Origin of the sequence: Mycobacterium gordonae, assembly GCF_001417955.2 — a bacterium.
GTDB lineage: Bacteria > Actinomycetota > Actinomycetes > Mycobacteriales > Mycobacteriaceae > Mycobacterium > Mycobacterium gordonae_B.
Genome location: NZ_LKTM01000001.1, coordinates 289,918 through 308,208, shown reverse-complemented (window position 1 = coordinate 308,208; position 18,291 = coordinate 289,918). Strand labels below are relative to the sequence as shown.

Below are 18,291 nucleotides of genomic sequence, written 5' to 3'. Positions count from 1 at the left end.
TCTTCGATTGGCGTCAGAACCGGATCGGTGGTGCAGACATGACGGACGCGGCGACTGCGTGCGCGACATGCGCTACCGATCTGCGGCCCGCCGCGAAGTTCTGCCACGAGTGCGGATCGCCGAGCGTGGCCTCCGCTCCGTCGGCGGAATACAAGCAGGTGACGGTGCTGTTCGCCGATGTGGTGCACTCGATGGACATCGCTGCGGCTGTCGGCCCGGAGCGTTTGCGGGAGATCATGACCGAACTCGTCACGGCCGCGGCGGCGGTGGTGCAGCGCTACGGCGGAACCGTGGACAAGTTCACCGGCGATGGCATCATGGCGGTGTTCGGGGCCCCGATCGCTCTGGAAGACCACGCCTTTCGCGCCTGCCTCGCTGCGTTGGGCATCCAGGACGAGGCGCGGCGACTGGCTCCGGACATCGCCCACCGTGACGGCGTGGATTTCAAGCTGCGGGTGGGACTGAATTCGGGGCAGGTTATTGCCGGTGAAATAGGTTCTGGTGCTTGGGGTTACACTGCGATTGGGCAGCAGGTCGGCATGGCACAGCGGATGGAATCGGTGGCTCCGCCCGGTGGGGTGATGCTCAGCGAATCGACCGCTCGACTGGTCGAAGACGTCACAGTGCTGTCCGAGCAGGAGCTGGTGCACATCAAAGGCGCGACCGACCCGGTGCCCGCACGGCGCCTGCTCGCGACAACACAAGATCATCATCGACGCAGTGATCCACAGCTGGTCGGGCGCACCTGGGAACTCAACACCCTCACCGGAATTCTCCAGGAGGCTATCGCCGGAGCCGGTTGTGTGATCGGTGTTCTGGGCCCCGCCGGAATCGGCAAGAGCCGCATCGTGCGTGAAACCGCGGCGTACGCGGGCGGCCGCGGCGTGGCCGTATTCACCACCTGCTGCGAATCACATACCAGCGACCTGCCATTTCATGCCGTCAGTGGCCTGTTGCGGACCGGGCTGGCGGTCGACGACCTCGATGCCGCCGCGGCCCGTGCCCGCATTCGCGCCCTTATGGGCGGTGCCGATCCCGAAGACCTTGTGCTGCTTGACGATTTACTCGGAATAGCGGACCCAGACGTCGCCCTGCCGCCCATCGAGGCCGATGCCCGCCGGCGGCGCCTGACGGCACTGGTCAACGCGGCGTCGCTGGCCCGCGACGAGCCGGTCTTGTATGTGATCGAAGATGTTCACTGGATCGACGAGGTCAGCGAGTCGATGCTGGTTGATTTCCTGGCGGTAATCCCGCAGACCCCATCGATCGTCTTGATCACCTATCGCCCTGAATACCACGGTGCGCTCACCAAAGTCCCGGGCATGCAGACGATTGCCCTGCGGCCGCTCAACGCCGCACAAACCGCATCATTGATCGGCGGGTTGCTGGGGCCCGGCTCCTCCGTGCAGCCGCTGATCGATGTCATCGCCGAGCGTGCCTCGGGTAACCCGTTCTTCGCCGAAGAGCTCGTGCGCGACCTGGCCGAACGAGGAAAGATTTGCGGCAGGCGGGGAGGGTATCGACTCGCCGCTGAGATTGCGGACATCAGTGTGCCCGCGACGTTGCAGGCGGTGATTGCGGCGCGTGTCGACCGCCTGAGCTCCTCGGCCAAACGCACATTGAGCGCCGCGGCAGTGATCGGGTCGCGTTTCACCCCCGAACTGGTGACCGCGCTGGGAATCGAACCGGTGGTACCCGAGCTGGTCGGGGCTGAGCTGATCGATCAGGTGAGTTTTACTCCCCAAGTCGAATATGCGTTCCGGCATCCGCTGATTCGTGCGGTTGCCTATGAGTCACAACTGCGGGCCGACCGCGCCGAACAGCATCGGAAATTGGCAGCCACAATCGAACGCCTCGGCTCACCCGACGAAAACGCCCCACTGATCGCCGAACATCTCACAGCAGCAGGCGACCTCCACACGGCCTTCGACTGGCACATGCGCGCCGGGACCTGGCTTACTCACCGCGACCTCGCTGCGGCACGAGCCAGTTGGCAGCGCGCACGCGATGTGGCCGACCGATTGCCGACCACCGATCAGCAACGCCTCTCGATGCGTATCACTCCTCGGACACTGTTGTGTGCCAGCTCCTGGATGGCCGGCGGCAGCATGGCCGACACCGGTTTCGACGAGCTGCGCGAGCTCACCGGCACCGCCGGTGACAAGGTGTCACTGGCCATCGGGATGACCGGATGGGTGTCCGCACTGACCGTCCACGCCGAATTTCGCCAGGCATCGCACTGGGCTTCGCAACTCGTCGATCTACTTGAGTCAATCGAAGATCGGCAACTGAGCGTTGGGCTGCTATATGCCGCAGCAACCGCCAAACTGCAGTGCGGCGCCGCGGCAGAATGCCGGCGTCTGTCGCAACGCGCGATCGACCTGGCAGACGGTGACGCCACGATCGGCAACCTCGTGATCAGTTCTCCGCTGACCGGCGCGATCATGTTGCGAGGTTGCGCCCGATGCATTCTCGGCGACCCTGGGTGGCGCGCCGATGTCGAGCGGTCCGCAACAATGGTCCGGGATTTCGGCGTGACACTGCGCGCGGTGATGCTCGTCTTCAAGCATTCCCTGACGGTCAACGGAGCGTTGCTGCCGGACGCCGCCGCCCTGGACGAGGCAGCTGAAGTCCTCGAGACCGCGGAGCGGGCAGGCGACGATTTCACACTCAGTTGCGCCCGCTATGTGCGCGGACTGACCCTACTCATGCACGGCAGCACGGACGAGGGCATCCAATTGCTTGTGGCGGCCCGTGAAGCCGCTGTGCAGGAACGCTTTACCATGGCGATCATCGGATTCATCGACCTCCATCTCGTCAACCAGGAGACCAGGGCCGGGGATCTCGACAAGGCAGTTGAATTCGCTCGCGATGTCGAGGAGGCCGACTACCGGTCCGGCGGGACGCTCATCCGCGCAGCGGCCGTCTCGGCTCTCGTTGACGCACTGCTGAGCAGGCGGGCGCCCGCAGACATCCAGGAAGCGCAGGCGGCGGTCGAGCGGTTGGCAGCCGAGCCGTCCGAGCCCGGATCCCTTATGAACGAACTCTGGCTGCTTCGTATGCGGGCGTTGCTGGCGAACGCGCTCGGCGAGGGCGGGGCCTACCGCGCATATCGAGACAGCTACCGTCAGATGGCGAATTCCTGTGGCTTCGAGGGACATATCGCCTGGGCAGAGGAGATGGCATGACGGTGTACCGCGAAGTGCTGACCGTGATCGGTGTGGGCGGTATGGGACAGGCGATTGCCCGGCGCCTTGGTCCGTCGAAGACGGTGTTGCTGGCTGACAACAACGAACAGGTACTGGCCTCGGTCGCCGACTCCCTGTCCGCGGATGGCTACGACGTCGAAACTCAGAAGGTCGACGTCTCATCGCCCGAGTCGGTGCACGCGCTTGCCGGCTTCGCCGGATCGCTGGGCAACGTGACCCAACTGGCCCACACCGCCGGACTCTCACCGGCGCAGGCCTCGGCCGAGGCGATCCTGGCCGTGGACCTGCTCGGCGTCGCGCTGGTGCTCCGAGAGTTCGGCGACGTCATCGCGCCCGGCGGCGCGGGCGTCGTCATCGCCAGCATGGCGGGCCACATGTTCCCGCCGCTGTCCGCCGAGCAGGAAAAGGCGTTGGCGCACAATCCGCCAGAGGAACTGCTCACGCTGGATCTCGTCCGGAAGATCACGGAGCCGAACTTCGCCTACCCGATCGCCAAGCAAGCCAACCTGATTCGCGTCCGTGGCGCCAGTGCGCAATGGGGCCGCCGTGGCGCCCGCATCAACTCGATCAGCCCAGGCATCATCTCCACGCCGATGGGTCAGCAGGAACTCGCCTCGCCCGTCGGCGACGGGATGCGGGCCATGATCGCCATGTCCGGGACCGGCCGCATCGGCACCCCCGACGACATCGCCGCGGCGGCCGCGTTTCTGCTCGGCAGCGATGCCTCGTTCATCACCGGCACCGACCTGTTGGTGGACGGTGGTGTCATCGCAGCGGTGAAGGCGGGGACGCCGTGAATTCTCAGACCAGGTAGTAAAGGTCAGGTTCCGCCCCGGGCCGGTCTGCCGCTTTGGCGTGGGCATAGCGCACGGCCTTCAGGGTCGCCGAGAACTCCCGGTCCTCCTCGGGAAAGACGTGCTCGGCGGGGAACCAGCTTTGGAAGCCGACGTTTTTGAGAATCTCGGCGGTGTCGGGGCGCACGCCGGCGAGCAGCACGGTGACGTCGCGGTCCGTGAGTTCGCGTAGGAAGTGCTCGATTCGCTCGATGCACACCACGTCGGGGTGCCGAACGCGTTTGAGTCGCAGGATCACGATCTTGCCCTGATCCTCCGCCTCGATCCGGTGCGTCAAATCCGCGAGGTGGCGGTCCAATTCCGGCGCGGCTCCGAAGAACAGCTCACCTTCCAGGTCGTAGATGACGGTGCTGGCGTCCGGCTCGTCGCCCCGAACACGCTCGCGGACGACGCGTTCGGGCGTGACGATGAGTTCGGTTGCCTTGAGTTTGGCCGCTCGGGGCACGAACAGCAGGATCGACAGAATCACCCCGAGCAGCACGGCCTTGTCGAGGTCTATGGCGATTCCCGTCAGGGCCGTCACGACCACCAGCCCGGCGTCGTACCGAGACGCCTTCAACGTGTAAATGAGTCGCTTGAAGTCGACGAGCCGAGCCGCGGTCACCAGCAGCAGTCCGGCCAGCGCGGGCTGCGGTACATAGCGCAACAAGGGCGCGAACAACAGTAGCGCCACGGCAACCGTCGCGGCACCGGATTGATAGTTGATCGCCGAGCGCGACAACGACCCCGAGCCGGGCAGACTCTGGAAGAACCCGCCACCGAGGTTGGCCAGTCCTTCGGCCATGATCTGACGGTTGTAGTCCAGCTTCTGCTGGGTCTGGTGCGCAATGGCTTTCGCGATCGACAGGGCTTCGATGATGCCGACGAACGCGATGGCCAGCGCTCCGGTCGACAGTTCCGGCAACCACGCCGTGTTGACGTCGGGGATGTGCGGGGTGGGCAGGCTACGCGGCACCTTGGCCGCCACCGACACCGCGGTGCGGCCACCTGTGCCCGGAACGGACCAACCGGCCACATAGGCGATCACGGCCGTGATGACCAGTACCGCGAGCATGTCGATCTGCGGCAACCCGAAGCGCTGCACGACCTTTCGCAGCACCACAGCCAGCACTACTGCGGAGGCGCTGATGATCACCGCGCGGTAATTGATCGCGTCCCCGTGGAAGAGCGTGAGCCATACGCGCCGCAGCACCTGCATATGGCCGTTGCCTTTGTCCTTGACGCCCAACGCGTTACCGAGCTGTCCGATGGCGAGCAGAAAGGCGGCCGCCGCCATGAAACCGATGATCACGGATTCGGAGATATAGCGGGTGAGATTGCCCAGCCGGAACACCGCGATGATGATCTGGAACGCCCCCACCAACACCCCGAGCAGGAACAGTGCCTGGTAGAGCTGTCCGGTGTTCTCCGAGTCGATGAATGCCAGCGCGGTGAAGACCAGCAGCGAAATCGCACTCGTCGGGCCGTTGATCAGGTGTGAGGAGGACCCGAAGATCGACGCGATCGTCGTCACCACGATGGCCGAGTAGACGCCGAACTTCGGGTCCACCCCGGCGATCAGCGCGTACGCGATCGCTTGCGGAAACGAGATGGCCGCGACGGTCAGACCGGCGATGAGATCCGCCCGCCCTTTGATCCAGCCGTACTGAAATGGATGGCCCACGTGCCTGCCTCTACGTCGCCGGCGCCGCGAGGACCGGGGGCGCCGTCAGGGTGTCCAGAATTCCGTTGTCGCCGAAGAACTTCTCCCGGGCGTCGGTCCAATCCCGAGCGACGGCGGTGACGGGGAACAACGTCAGTGCAGGGAGCCGGTCGGCATGCCGCGCGAGGACATCCGGGCGGAACGGCCGGTAGCCGTACTGAGCAATCACTTCCTGTGCGGCATCGGTGAACAGGTAACGCAGGTAGTCCTTCGCATACGTCGCCGCCTTGGGATCGGTGAGGTTCGCGTCCACCCATGCCACCGCGGGCTCGGCCAAAATGCTCACCGGCGGGTAGACGATCTCGAGTTCGTCCTTATTGGCGGCGACTTCGCGCAGCGCCTCGTTCTCCCAGGTCAATTGCACATCACCGATCCGCTGGACGGCGAAGCTGACCCCGGCCCCTCGGGCCCCGGCATCGGCCACCGCGACATGCTGAAGCAGTGCCCGCACATAGCTGCCGGCCTGTTCAGGGCTGCCGCCGCGCGTGATGACCGAACCCCAGGCGGCCAGCACGCTGAGCTGACCATTACCCGACGTGCGCGGGTTCGGCGACACGATGGCGACATCACGGTTCACCAGGTCGGGCCAGTCGCGAATGCCCTTGGGGTTGCCCTTGCGGACCAGGAACACGATCGTCGAGGTGTACGGGACGGAGTTGTTGGGCAGCCGTTGCCGCCAGTCGGACGGCAGCAGTCCGCGCCTGGCCAAGATGTCGATGTCACTGATCAGCGCCAGCGACACCACGTCGGCCCGCTGGGACCCGTCCACCACGCTGCGCGCCTGCCGGCCCGAACCGCCGTGAGACTGCTTGATAACCAACTTGTTTCCGTACTGGGCGGTGAAGGCGTGGTCGATCGCCGCGTACAACTCACGTGTCGGGTCATATGAGACGTTGAGGATCTGGTTCGACCGGTCCTCGGGCAGGTTCTTCACCACGATCGCGGTTGCCGCGAATACGATTGCCGTAACGCCGAGGACGTTGAGCCAGGGCACCCGACCAAGCCAACGCAGACGGCCACTCACAACGATCCCCACTCGTACGGTCGACGGGCAATTCGTCGATGCTAACGATCCGGCCGGTTCGCGGCAGCGGTGAGAATCAGGCAGAAGATAAAGCCGCGCAGGCCAGACCGCCGCCGATCACGGCTTTCATCAGCGAACGGTGTACTCGTGCAACGTCTGGCCGGTTCCCTCGCTGACAGTCACGTAGCCCTGGCCGTCGGGGTGGAAGGCGATCGCTTCGCCCTGGGTTTCGCTGACCACCGGCCCGTCGACCGGCTGCTGACTGAACGGCGACCAGGCACTCGTGTCCGGGGCACGATCCCAGAGCAGGACATCGCGATATGTGCGCACCGCCAGTTGCGAGCCGTCCGGCGAGAAGTCGGCGCTGGTGACGAGTTTCGACCCGGAGTTCGACATGTCAAGGGTGGCAACCTGATTCCACTGCGCCGGGGTGGCGCTGCTGCCCGCGCTGGTCCACCCGCTGTCCGGGGTGGAGAACACCCGGGAGACGCTGCCGCTGGTCTTCTCGATGACCACGAGGTTGTGCGTGTTCGGGTCGACCGCCAGCGCCTCGGAGTTGATTTTCTCGCCGCCCGGATACTGCAGCCGAAGCTGTTCGACTCCGGACAGGGAGCCGTTCGTGGGATTGGCGGCGGTGCCGGTGACGATCGGCTCGGGGACCCGGTAGACCGTGACGTTGCTGCGCGACAGGCCGTTGTCGCCGATGTCCCCGACGTAGATGTACGACTTCCCGTCAGCGCCCCTGGCAACCTCGATGTCCTCCCAGTCGCTGGCCGTTGCGCCACTGAGTTTGTAGGTGGCCAGGGTCTGACCGGTCTTGGCATCCACGGCGAAGATCCGGGCGCTGTCTCCGGAATCGTTGTGCACCCAGTAGACATCGGGATTGTTGATGCCGGCGTCGATGCCGGAGATCTCCTTGAGGTTGCCGTCGGTGATGGTCCCGCCGTTGGAGGAGCTGATCTTGCCGTCGCGGGCCGCGTCCACGGCGTTCTGGCCAGATGGGTTGGACGGATTACCCGGGTCCGTCGGGTTACCCGGATCGGTCGGGGTACCCGGATCAGTCGGCGTACCCGGATCGGTCGGCGTACCCGGATCAGTCGGCGTACCCGGATCAGTCGGGGTACCCGGATCAGTCGGCGTACCCGGATCAGTCGGCGTACCGGGGTTGCCCGGGGCGCTGAGCTTCGTTCCTGTCGCCCCCTGCGCACCATCGTGGCCAGCGAGTTGCCCGCGGGAGCCTCCCGACCCACCCGTACCCGGCGTTTGACCGGACCCGCCGGTTCCCCCGGCGCCGCCGTCGCCGACCAGTCCGGCGTGTCCGCCGGCACCACCGGCGCCACCGATCACGCCGGCGCCGCCCGCTCCGCCGGCACCACCGTTGCCGGCCAGCAACCCGCCATTGCCGCCCCGGCCGCCCGCCGGCGCCGCCCTGGTGGCATCGACCCCGGCACCACCCTGACCCCCCGCGCCGCCGTTACCGATCAGTCCGGCGCTGCCGCCGTTACCGCCGGCGCGGCCGGCCGCTCCCGATCCACCTTTGCCGCCATTTCCGTACAACAGTCCTCCGGCGCCACCGTCCTGACCCGTGCCGGCCAGTCCGTCCGCGCCGTTGCCGATCAGCGGGCGGCCGGTCAGCGTCCTGGACGGCGCGTTGATCAGCTCGAGCGCCTGCTCGAACGGGTTGGCGTTGGCCACCTCGGCGGCGGCGTACGAGGCCGCGCCGGACGTCAGCATCCGCACAAACTGCTGGTGAAACGCCTCGACCTGGCCGTTGACGGCCTGATACTCGCGGGCGTGACCGGCGAACAACGCGGCGATGGCCGCCGACACCTCGTCTTGCCCCGCGGCCAGGAGCGAGCTTGTCGGCAGGGCCGCCGCGGCATTGGCGGCAATCAGCGTCGAGCCGAGACCCGCCAACTCCGTCGCCGCCGACGACAACAACTCAGGGATTGCCAGCACGTACGACATCCTCGACCTTCCCGCCGGTTGCATAATCAATCAATTGATCGTATGCACGTCGCCGAAGGTGGTGGAGCATTTTCGGCGAATAATCAATCAGTTGATAGTTTAGGGTCGATTCGGCAGTCGCCCTGCGGCAATTTTCGGCGAAGCGGCTTGGGCGTGCACCCAGTCGCCGGGCCGGACCCGCCAGGTACGGCGTGCGTATTCCAACTCGGTGTACGGCCACTGGGTCACGACGCGACCGCTGGGTGAGCGGAAGTAGCTGTCGCACTGCGTCCAGATGGAGCGTTCCAAGTCCGCCGAGAGCCGGTCGTTGTAGCGCTGCTCGGCCTCGGGACGCACCTGGAGGAATCCTCCGCGACGGGCGATCCGGGACACCGCACTGGCCACCAGTCTCGCTCCCGCCTCGAGGATGTAGACGATCGAATTGCCGCCCTGGTTGGTGTTGGGCCCGTAGAGCATGAAGAAGTTCGGGAACCCCGGCACCGCTACGCCCAGATAGGCGGTCGGGTCGGCGCCCCACCGTTGGTGCAGGTTCTGTCCCCCTGCACCCACCACATCGATGCCTGACAGGTAGTGCGACGTTTCGAATCCGGTGGCGAGCACGACGGCGTCCACATCGACCGTGGCCCCCGACGCCGTGACCACCGAGGTCTTCGTCAACCGCTCGACGGGATCGGTGACCAGAGTGACGTTGTGCCGTTGCAGCGCCCGGTAGAAATCGTCACCCAACAACACGCGTTTGCAGCGGAACGGATAGTCCGGCGTCAGATCGCGGCGCAACTGCTCATCGGGCACGGTGCGTTCCAGAAACGATGTCGCGAATTGCGATCGCGCGGCGACGATCGGGTCGTCGGCCATGGTCGCGGTGTTGTCGTGCTGGAATTTCCAGATCTCCCAACGCTTCCGGCGCGCGGCCAGCGGGTTCCGCCGAAACTGCGCCAATTCCGTTGCGCTGTATGGCCGGTCCTCTTTGGGCACCATCCAGGGCGGTGTCCGCTGGAAAACCGTGAGGTGCCCGGCGATCCTCGCCAGCTCGGGGATGACCTGCACGCCGCTGGCGCCGGTTCCGATCACCGCCACCCGCTTGCCGGTCAGGTCGACGTCGTGATCCCACTGCGCGGTGTGCATGAGGGCGCCACCGAATTCGGTCAGGCCGGCAATCTCTGGAAGTCGCACGGATCCGAAAAGACCGGCGGCACAGACGACGACGTCGACGGCGAGATCCCGATCGCTGCCTTGACGGTCCAGCTGCAAGTTCCACCGTCCGGCTCCGTCGTCCCAGCGGGCAGACCGCAGCGCGGTGTTGAGCATGAGGTGGCGCCGGAGGTCGAAATCGTCGGCCACCGACTCGAGATAGGCCAGTATCTCGGGCTGCCGGGCGTAGGTTCGGCTCCAGGACTTGTTGGGCGCGAATGAAAATGAATAGAGGTGGCTCTGGATGTCACAGGCCGCGCCCGGGTAGGAGTTGCGCCGCCAGGTCCCGCCGACGCCGTCGGCGGCTTCGATGATCACCAGGTCATCGATACCGGCGCGACGCAGCGCAACCGCGGCGCCCAGGCCGCCGAACCCGGCCCCGATGATCGCCACCTTCGGGGAAGGCCGGCGGCGCCCGGCCGCCCTGATTCGACCGAGGACATACCTCACGGAAGGTCCCGGGTAGGGCGAATGTCGAAGCCCGACAGGTCCCCATCGGCCCGCCATGCGGCCAGCAGGTCGGCGTATTCGGTAGGGCCACCGAAGAAGAAACTGCCTTGACGGGTCTTCGCGTCCGCCTTGCCTTCCCGGTTGTAGTAACCGGGTGTGCAGGTCCTGGCCCGCTCCGCGGTGGCCGCCGCCCGCTGCACCACCGTCTCGACCCAGGAGGCTTCCGCCGCGGCCGACGCCTCGACTTCACTCACCCCGTGCTGCAGAGCCCAGGCGATGATCCAGGCGGCATGGGTGGCCTGGACGTCCAGCAGATAGGGGAAATTGACGGTCAATCCGGCCTGGGCGATACTTTCGATGAAGCAGTTGGGAAAACCGTTGGCGCACAGGCCCTGGAAGGTGCGCACCCCGTCGCTCCACCGCTGCGTCAAGGTCACGCCGTCACGGCCGATCAGCTCGAAGCCGGTGCGCCGGGAGTAATCGGTGCCCACTTCGAAACCCGTTGCGAAGATCAGACAGTCAAGCTCATAGGTCACCCCGTCGACCACTACACCGGCCTCGGTGATCTGTTGGACGCCCCGTCCACGGGTGTCCACCAGCGTGACATTCTCACGGTTGAAGGTCTGCAGGTAGTCGTCATGGAAACACGGCCGCTTACAGAAGTAGCCGTACCACGGCTTGAGAGCTTCGGCCGTCGCGGGATCGAGCACGATCTCATCGACACGTGCCCGGATCTCCTCCATCTTCGCGAAGTCCGCGACCTCGATATCCCGGGTGCGTTGCTCGGGACTGACGGTCGCATCGGTGTCGTGGCGCATCACCGGCAGCTTGCGAGTGATGCTCGTCCAGGCATCGGCGACCAGATCCTGGTCCGCCTGCCCCCCGGAGGTGAGTATCTGGAAATTCTCGATCCGTTCGCGCTGCCACCCGGGCTGTAAGGTGTTGGCCCACAGCGGATCCGTTGGACCGTTGGCGCGCACGTCCACGGACGACGGGGTGCGCTGGAACACGTACAGCCGCTGTGCCGCCGCCCCGAGGTGAGGCACACACTGCACCGCGGTGGCCCCGGTTCCGATGATGCCGACCCGCTTGTCCGAGAGATTCTCCAGTTGATCACCGGTGTACGCGTAGTCCCATCGGCTGGTGTGAAACATGTGGCCGCGGAAGTCGTTGATGCCCGGGATGCCGGGCAACTTGGGCTTGGCCTGGTACCCGTTGGCCATCGAGACGAACTTCGCCCGCATCTCGTCGCCGTGGTTCGTCCTGATTACCCAGCGGGAAATGTCGGCATCCCAACGGATTTCATGCACGTCGGTCTGCAGGCAGGCATCCCGGTAGAGATCGTAGTGTTCGGCGATTCGCCGGCAGTGCCCGAAGATCTCCGACCCCTTCGCATACTTCTGCTCCGGGACGTAACCCAGCTCTTCCAGCAGTGGGATGTAGACGTAGGACTCGACGTCGCACGCGATCCCCGGATAGCGGTTCCAGTACCAGGTGCCGCCGACGTCAGCCGCGCGATCGATGAGCCGGATGCTCTCGACCCCGAGTTGGCGTAGCCGCACACCGGTCAGCAACCCGCCGAACCCGGCCCCGACAATCGCCACGTCCACCTCGTCGGTGACCGGCTCACGGGTGAAGTCGTCGTCCGCCCACGGGTCGGCCGCAAACCGGGCGAACTCCCCCGCGATCTCCACATACTGAGCGATCCCGTCAGGACGCAGTCGCCGGTTACGCTCCTGCGCATACTTCTGGCGCAGCGCTTCCACGTCGAATGTGCGCCCGACAGTTCCGGTCAAACCCTCGACCCCACTCTCAGCGAGCCAGTCCCGATAATCGATCGCTTGATCGCATCAGAAGATGCTAGCTTCCCGGAGCGAAGAGTTCGCCTCTGACCATTACTTTGGCAGCGTCCAGCGCAGCGTGGTACTCGTCGGGCGGCAGCGCCGCGGCCAGCTCGGTCAAGCCGTAGATGAGCGCGTAGATCGCTTCCCCAGTGGCGTGCAAATCAGGATGGTCACCGAGCTCGCCGTTTCGGTGGGCCTCGTCCACCAGGCCTTCGATGATCCCGCGGAAAGCCTCGAACCGGGCTTCCCCTCCGACCCTGACGAGGTGTTCGGCCCGGATCGCCCACTCGAACGCCGCCAGGTCGGGATACTCGCGCATCAGCGCCCCGCATTCGTCGAGCACGGCCTCGATTCGATCGACGGCGTGCCCCGGACCGTCGGCCGCCTTGCGCAATCTCGGCAGGGCGGTCTCGGCCCTGTCCGCGATCGTCGCCTTGAGCAGTTCCGCTTTGTTGGGGAAGTAGTTGTAGAGGCTGGCGCTCGTGACGTCGGCCATCCGGGCGATCTCGCGGATGGTGGCGCGTTGGCAGCCGACCTGCGCCACGCAGCGCATCGTCGCCCCGATGATCCGCCGGCGAGTCTCCTCGCCGCTTGCCCCGACGGGGCGGCCCAGCTGCGATCGGGCCATGTCCAGCGGTGTCCTTACTCGTGGGCTGTCCACCTGGTGAGGCGGGGCCGATGTCGACGTGGTCGAATATATTCGACCGATCAATTAGTTCTCGCGACCGGGCGTTTTGAGCGTCTTCTCCATGGGGGCAAAGCGGCGTGACTGTCAGTTCTTCCCTGTCCGATTCGTCCCCACCGGGAACTCAGCTGGGCCGCCCGGTAGGCGCCGACGGCGAGCAGACCCGGCGCCGCATCATCACCGCAGCCATGCGGTGCGTGGCAGAGGTCGGCTACTCGCAGACGACGATCCGCGAGATCGCCCGGGCCGCTGACATGACCAGCGGCAGCCTCTATCACTACTTTCCGAACAAGTCCGAACTGCTGCGTGCGACCGGTCAGGAGATCGAGAACATCGTCGCGCCCCGGCTGCGTGGCGCCGTGCAGCGCTCCGAGGACGTCGCCGATCAACTCGATGCGGTGCTGGACGAGTCGAAGCGACTGGTGCGCGACTTCCCGCACCTGGCCGCCTTTCTGCGCGCCGTGCGCTCGGGCGGCACCACACAGTCGAGGCTGGGGGCGCCCCCATACCCCGGCTCCAAGGCGCTGCGCGACGTCGTGACGGAGATCGTCGAAAACGCAGACCGCCAGGGTGCGTTGTCTCCTGCCACCAACGCCGCGGCAGCGATCGACGCCATCTGCGCGCTGACGCGCGGCCTGACGGAACCGGCAGCCCTGGACACACCGGAGGCGTACGACGCCACCCTCGGTGTTGCCAAGCGAATGATCAGAGGAACGTTGTTCGCGCGCCCGAAAACCGGTCAGTGATGGCGGAACTGCTCACCGCGCTGCGGCTGAACATGACCAACATCGCCGATCCGGCGGCGCGTCACGGCGACCGCTATCGGGCTGCGCTGGAGATGGCGGAGTTCGCCGACAAGAACGGGTTCACGGCCGTCAGCGGCGAGGAACACCACCTGGCCGCCACGGGTTGGCTGCCGTCGCCGTTGCTGCTGGCCGCCGCACTGGCGGGACGCACCCGCCGCGTCCGGATCAGCATCAATGCGCTGATCGTTCCGCTCTACGATCCGATCAGGCTCGCCGAGGACATCGCCGTGCTGGACAACCTGGCTCAGGGCCGGTTCAGCTTCGTGGCCGGAATGGGTTACCGCCCAGATGAATACCACGCCGTCGGCAAGGACTGGTCACAGCGCGGCGCCCTGATGGACCACTGCCTCTCGGTGCTGCTGCAGGCATGGGGCGACGAATCCTTCGAGTACGGCGGCACGGTCATCAATGTCACGCCCAAGCCGCACACCCGTCCACACCCCTTCTTCTTCGTCGGCGGGATGTCCGTCGCGGCGGCCCGCCGCGCGGCACGTTTCGGGTTGCCGTTCTCGCCGCCGATGGCGATGCCGGACCTGGTCGCCGTGTACAACGACGAGTTACGCAAGCACGGCAAGACCGGCTTCGCCTACTACCCGGAGAAGGGCAGCACGGTCACCCTGCTGCATCCCGACCCGGACGAGGCCTGGTCGCGCTACGGCGGATTCATCATGAACGAGGCAGCCGAGTACTCGGGCTGGAAACGGGACGGGGTCCCCCGGCCGAACGAGAGGCCCGCGGCGTCGGTCGAAGACCTGCGTCATCTCGACAACGTCGAGATACTGACTCCGGACCAGTTGCTCGCGCAGATCCGCTGCGGCCGTAAAGACATCGTGATCAACCCGTTGATCGGCGGTCTTCCGATCGATGACGGCTGGGCCGGCTTGCACCGGTTGGTCGACGAGGTTCTCCCGTACGTGTGAAGGCGGTTTCGCCGTACACCACGGAAAACTTGCGTGAACCCTGCCTGTGAAAATTCACAGTGATAATACGTTCGCAGTGGTTTGGATAACGCATCGGCGGGCAAAATAAGCGGCATGATCACGCGTATCCTCGGTTCCGCCGCAGCCGTGGCTGCGGGTTTCAGTGCCTCGATCCTGGCTTCCCCCGCCCCCTCCGCATCGGCTGAGCCATGCCCCGACGTCGAGGTGGTGTACGCCAGGGGTACCGGCGAAGAGGGCCTCGGCGCCACGGGTCAGGCTTTCGTCGACGCCCTGCGGCCGCGCATCGGCGCGCAGTCGATGGGCGTGTATTCGGTCAACTACCCCGCCAGCGAGGAGTGGGCCAGCGGAGTCGACGGCATCAGGGACGCCGGCGCTCACGTGAACTCGATGGCCGCCGCCTGCCCCAAGACCAAGATGGTGCTCTCCGGCTTCTCGCAGGGGGCCGCGGTCATGGGCTTCGTCACCTCCGCCAAGGTTCCGGACGGCGTCGACCCCGCGACCGTGCCCAAACCGCTCGATCCTGCTGTGGCCGACCACGTCTCCTCGGTGGTGCTGTTCGGGACGCCTAACGTGCGCGCGATGGAATTCCTGGGTCAGCCGCAGGTGGCGATCGGTCCGCTGTATCAGGCGAAGACGCTGAAGATCTGCGCCCCCGAAGACCCGGTGTGCTCGCAGGGTTTGAACTTCGCCGCGCACAACTCTTACGCCGACGACGGGGCGTCGATCGAGCAGGGCGCGGCCTTCGCCGCGGCTCGCCTCGGCGGCGGCGCTCCGGCGCCGGTTCCGTCCGGCTTCGGCAACTGACAAGTCAGGCGAGGCGCGCCAACCCGTCGACGATGAGTCGCAGCCCGAAGTCGAACTCATCGGCCAACGGCACCGGCAGGTGCCCGGCGACCGCCACGGTTGCCGGGTAACTGTCGGCGTCGAGGCGGCCGAACATCACCGTCGCCGACTCGTCATTGGGTTCCGTGACCTCCGACGCCGAAACCTGCATGGCGAAGCCCAGAATGAACCGTGACAGGGTGGCGTAGGTGCGTGCGGCCGCTTCCGCGGAGAACCCGCCGTTCAGTAGGACGTTCAGCACGAACTCCCGCTGCGCCATCGCGTTCGGCCCCATCGGAATATGACCGGCCAGCAACCTGGCGGCGTTGCTATGCCGCCCGAGCGCTTCGAACATGTTGTGCGCGAACGAGATACACGCCTCGTCCCATGACAGTACCGGCTCGCTCGCAATCGCTACCTCGCCGAGCATCCGGTCAACCACCATGGCCACCAATTCGGCGCGATTCGCGAAGTGACGGTAGAGCGTTGCGGTGCCCGAGCCCAGACGCTGCGCGAGCGATCTCATGGACAGCGCCTCCGCACCTTCCTCGTCGACGAGTTCCAGGGCAGTGCCCACGATCCGGTCCAGCGGAAGCGCCGGACGCCCGCGCGGCCGGCCCACGCCCCTGTTGACATCGCCGATATTTATGGAGACACTGTATCCATAATTAAGCCGCGGGTCAACGCCCCTGCCATGAAGGACGTTTCAGCATGCTTCTCCCCCTTGCCGCGGAGCCGTTCACGGCTCCCACCGACCGCGACATGCTTCCCTCCGAGCGCCGCGAATTCGTCCGCACCCACCGCACCGCGATATTCGGCTACCGCCGCCGCAACGACGGCCCGGCGATGTCGGTCGTCTACTACATCCCCACCGACGACGGCGAGTTGCTGGTTTCCACGATGGCCGGCCGCGGCAAGGCCCGAATCATCGAGCGGGACAACAAGATCAGTCTCTGCGTGCTGGACGAGCGCTGGCCCTTCACTTACCTACAGGTCTACACGGACGCAACGCTGGACGACGACCGCGACCTGGCGGTGGACGTGATGATGGCAGTGGCCGGACGGATGTCGGGCCAGCCACTCGGAGCAGAGGCGCGCCCGTCGATCGAGGCGATGTGTGACCGGGAGAATCGCGTGGTGATCCGTTGCCGCCCTTACTCGACGTTCGCCACGCCGCCCCGGCATCTGCACCGCAACGACGAGGTCGAACAGCTGTCGCACTGGGTTTCCGGCGTGGTGCCGTGGGACGCCGCCGACCCCGCGGTGTGAGCGGCCCTCAAGCCGTCGCGTAGCGGTCGCGCAGCTTGGCCAGTGTCGCCTCGATACCGCGGGCGTTCGCCTTCGCGAAACCCATCCGCTCGTAGTACTTCAGCTTCTTCTTGAGCGTCCCGGCGTCGTGGTAGTCGAAGGTCTCGGTGACGCGGGTGACGGTCGGTGAGACGGCTTCGAATTCCCACCGCCATCGGTGACCGAGCGGGTGCCGCCACTCGATCAGCTCATCGGGCTTGAAGGCGGTCACCGTGCTGGTGATGCGGTAGGGCAAACCGAACATCTTCATGTCGGTCGAGAACTTCGCGCCCTCGGAGAGCTGGGCCGGGGCCTTGACGTTGGCCTGCACCGTGCCCGACCCGTCCAATTCAGTGTGCCGCCGCGGATCGGCGGCCATTGCGAACAACTCGGCCACCGGCGCGGCGACCTCGACCCTGCGACTGATCCTGCGGGGTCCCCGGTCGACGACAACGACGGTCATTCTGTCAGCCTATCGTCGGGGGCAGGACAGTTCCACGACGCGAGGAGAGCTATGAACAGTCCGCTGAAGGGACGCGTCGTGGTGATCACCGGCGCGGCACGCGGACAGGGCCGGGCGCACGCGGTGCGGCTCAGCGCGGATGGCGCCGACATCATCGCGCTCGACCTCGCCGGGCCGCTGCCCACCAGCGTCCCCTACGACTCACCGACGCCCGACGACCTCGCCGAGACCGCCCGGCTGGTGCACGCCAACGGCCGGCGAGCCGTGACGGCCGCGGTCGACGTGCGCGACCTGGACACCCTCAAGATCGCCGTCGACCGTGGGGTCGCCGAATTCGGCCGGCTCGATGTGATCGTCGCCAACGCGGGTATCTGCAATCCCGCGGCCTGGGATCAGATCACCGCCCAGGCATTCCGCGACACCATCGACACGAACGTGATCGGGACGTGGAACACCGTGATGGCCGGCGCTCATCACATCATCGATGGTGGCCGCGGCGGGTCCATCATCCTGATCGGGTCGGCCGCCGGGATCCGGATGCAGTCGTTCATGATCCACTACACCGCCAGCAAGCACGCCGTCGTGGGCATGGCCCGCGGGTTCGCCGCCGAGCTCGGCCGGCACAACATTCGCGTCAACAGCCTGAACCCGGGAGCGGTCGCGACACCGATGGGGACCGGCCGGATGCGGGAGGCCATGCAGTCGGCCGCCGACACCAACCCGCAGCTGCGTGACATGCACAAGCCGTTGCTGCCCGAAGGCATCGCCCAGCCCGAGGACATCGCGGATGCGGTCGCGTGGCTGGCTTCGGATCAGTCCAGGTTCGTGACCGGCACCCAGCTCTCGGTCGACATCGGGATCGGCTACTGCTGATTTGTGATCGGCACAACAGTTAGTCGCTGCTGCGGCGCTGCGCAGGGTATATCCGCGCTGGTCATGGTACGGTTCGCTGCTGTGGTGTCGTTGCTGGTGAACCTGTTGTGCAGCCCGGACGGGGGCTTGCACCGGTCCCGGCACACCCGGAGATCGATTGCAGAATGTCAGA

Annotated in this window: 15 protein-coding genes; 7 read left to right on the top strand and 8 right to left on the bottom strand. The window is 66.1% G+C overall.

The window, feature by feature from the left end; all coding sequences use genetic code 11:
* Nucleotides 1-38 precede the first annotated feature (38 nt).
* Both AO501_RS01460 and AO501_RS01455 read left to right on the top strand, forming a co-directional pair.
* Nucleotides 39-3,188 (top strand): ATP-binding protein, encoded by a 3,150-nt coding sequence (locus AO501_RS01460; protein WP_055575983.1) that lies wholly within the window; start codon nucleotides 39-41, stop codon nucleotides 3,186-3,188.
* Nucleotides 3,185-4,006: an SDR family oxidoreductase gene (locus AO501_RS01455; protein ID WP_371934982.1), complete on the top strand. Its 822-nt coding sequence runs from the start codon at nucleotides 3,185-3,187 to the stop codon at nucleotides 4,004-4,006. The genes AO501_RS01460 and AO501_RS01455 overlap by 4 nt, the downstream gene beginning before the upstream one ends.
* A 4-nt stretch (nucleotides 4,007-4,010) precedes the next feature.
* Here the strand turns inward: AO501_RS01455 and AO501_RS01450 are convergent, their stop codons facing one another.
* The 6 genes from AO501_RS01450 to AO501_RS01425 all read right to left on the bottom strand — a co-directional run bounded on the left by AO501_RS01450 (nucleotide 4,011) and on the right by AO501_RS01425 (nucleotide 12,870).
* Nucleotides 4,011-5,726, bottom strand: coding sequence for a SulP family inorganic anion transporter (locus AO501_RS01450; RefSeq protein ID WP_055575982.1), 1,716 nt, complete (start codon nucleotides 5,724-5,726; stop codon nucleotides 4,011-4,013).
* A 10-nt stretch (nucleotides 5,727-5,736) separates the two neighbouring features.
* The gene (locus AO501_RS01445; RefSeq protein WP_231752295.1) at nucleotides 5,737-6,789 is read right to left on the bottom strand and encodes a sulfate ABC transporter substrate-binding protein; all 1,053 of its coding nucleotides are present in this window, start codon (nucleotides 6,787-6,789) and stop codon (nucleotides 5,737-5,739) included.
* A 129-nt stretch (nucleotides 6,790-6,918) separates the two neighbouring features.
* On the bottom strand, nucleotides 6,919-8,757 hold the full coding sequence (locus AO501_RS01440; RefSeq protein WP_055575981.1) for a PE family protein: 1,839 nt from the start codon (nucleotides 8,755-8,757) through the stop codon (nucleotides 6,919-6,921).
* Between the two features lie 99 nt (nucleotides 8,758-8,856).
* Nucleotides 8,857-10,398, bottom strand: coding sequence for a flavin-containing monooxygenase (locus AO501_RS01435; protein ID WP_055575980.1), 1,542 nt, complete (start codon nucleotides 10,396-10,398; stop codon nucleotides 8,857-8,859).
* A complete protein-coding gene (locus tag AO501_RS01430; RefSeq protein WP_055575979.1) occupies nucleotides 10,395-12,194 on the bottom strand; it encodes a flavin-containing monooxygenase in 1,800 nt (599 codons plus the stop codon). Before AO501_RS01430 ends, AO501_RS01435 begins: the two co-directional genes overlap by 4 nt.
* A gap of 64 nt (nucleotides 12,195-12,258) precedes the next feature.
* Entirely contained in the window at nucleotides 12,259-12,870 is a 612-nt protein-coding gene (locus tag AO501_RS01425; RefSeq protein WP_055575978.1) for a TetR/AcrR family transcriptional regulator, read from the bottom strand.
* 137 nt (nucleotides 12,871-13,007) lie between these two features.
* Between AO501_RS01425 and AO501_RS01420 the strand changes: the two genes are divergently transcribed.
* The 3 genes from AO501_RS01420 to AO501_RS01410 all read left to right on the top strand — a co-directional run bounded on the left by AO501_RS01420 (nucleotide 13,008) and on the right by AO501_RS01410 (nucleotide 15,478).
* Nucleotides 13,008-13,673: a TetR/AcrR family transcriptional regulator gene (locus AO501_RS01420; RefSeq protein WP_055575977.1), complete on the top strand. Its 666-nt coding sequence runs from the start codon at nucleotides 13,008-13,010 to the stop codon at nucleotides 13,671-13,673.
* Complete coding sequence (locus AO501_RS01415) at nucleotides 13,673-14,653, top strand: LLM class flavin-dependent oxidoreductase (RefSeq protein WP_055575976.1); 981 nt, start codon at nucleotides 13,673-13,675, stop codon at nucleotides 14,651-14,653. The genes AO501_RS01420 and AO501_RS01415 overlap by 1 nt, the downstream gene beginning before the upstream one ends.
* 114 nt (nucleotides 14,654-14,767) lie before the next feature.
* Nucleotides 14,768-15,478, top strand: a complete 711-nt coding sequence (locus tag AO501_RS01410; RefSeq protein ID WP_055575975.1) for a cutinase family protein — start codon at nucleotides 14,768-14,770, stop codon at nucleotides 15,476-15,478.
* 4 nt (nucleotides 15,479-15,482) lie between these two features.
* Here the strand turns inward: AO501_RS01410 and AO501_RS01405 are convergent, their stop codons facing one another.
* The gene (locus tag AO501_RS01405; RefSeq protein WP_055576153.1) at nucleotides 15,483-16,085 is read right to left on the bottom strand and encodes a TetR/AcrR family transcriptional regulator; all 603 of its coding nucleotides are present in this window, start codon (nucleotides 16,083-16,085) and stop codon (nucleotides 15,483-15,485) included.
* Between the two features lie 122 nt (nucleotides 16,086-16,207).
* On the opposite strand from AO501_RS01405, the gene AO501_RS01400 reads away from it, so the two are divergent.
* Nucleotides 16,208-16,765: a pyridoxamine 5'-phosphate oxidase family protein gene (locus AO501_RS01400; RefSeq protein ID WP_055575974.1), complete on the top strand. Its 558-nt coding sequence runs from the start codon at nucleotides 16,208-16,210 to the stop codon at nucleotides 16,763-16,765.
* Nucleotides 16,766-16,772: 7 nt separating this feature from the next.
* Here AO501_RS01400 and AO501_RS01395 read toward each other — a convergent pair whose 3' ends face one another.
* The gene (locus AO501_RS01395; RefSeq protein ID WP_055575973.1) at nucleotides 16,773-17,246 is read right to left on the bottom strand and encodes an SRPBCC family protein; all 474 of its coding nucleotides are present in this window, start codon (nucleotides 17,244-17,246) and stop codon (nucleotides 16,773-16,775) included.
* A gap of 51 nt (nucleotides 17,247-17,297) precedes the next feature.
* Between AO501_RS01395 and AO501_RS01390 the strand changes: the two genes are divergently transcribed.
* Complete coding sequence (locus AO501_RS01390) at nucleotides 17,298-18,119, top strand: mycofactocin-coupled SDR family oxidoreductase (protein ID WP_055575972.1); 822 nt, start codon at nucleotides 17,298-17,300, stop codon at nucleotides 18,117-18,119.
* Nucleotides 18,120-18,291: the final 172 nt, after the last annotated feature.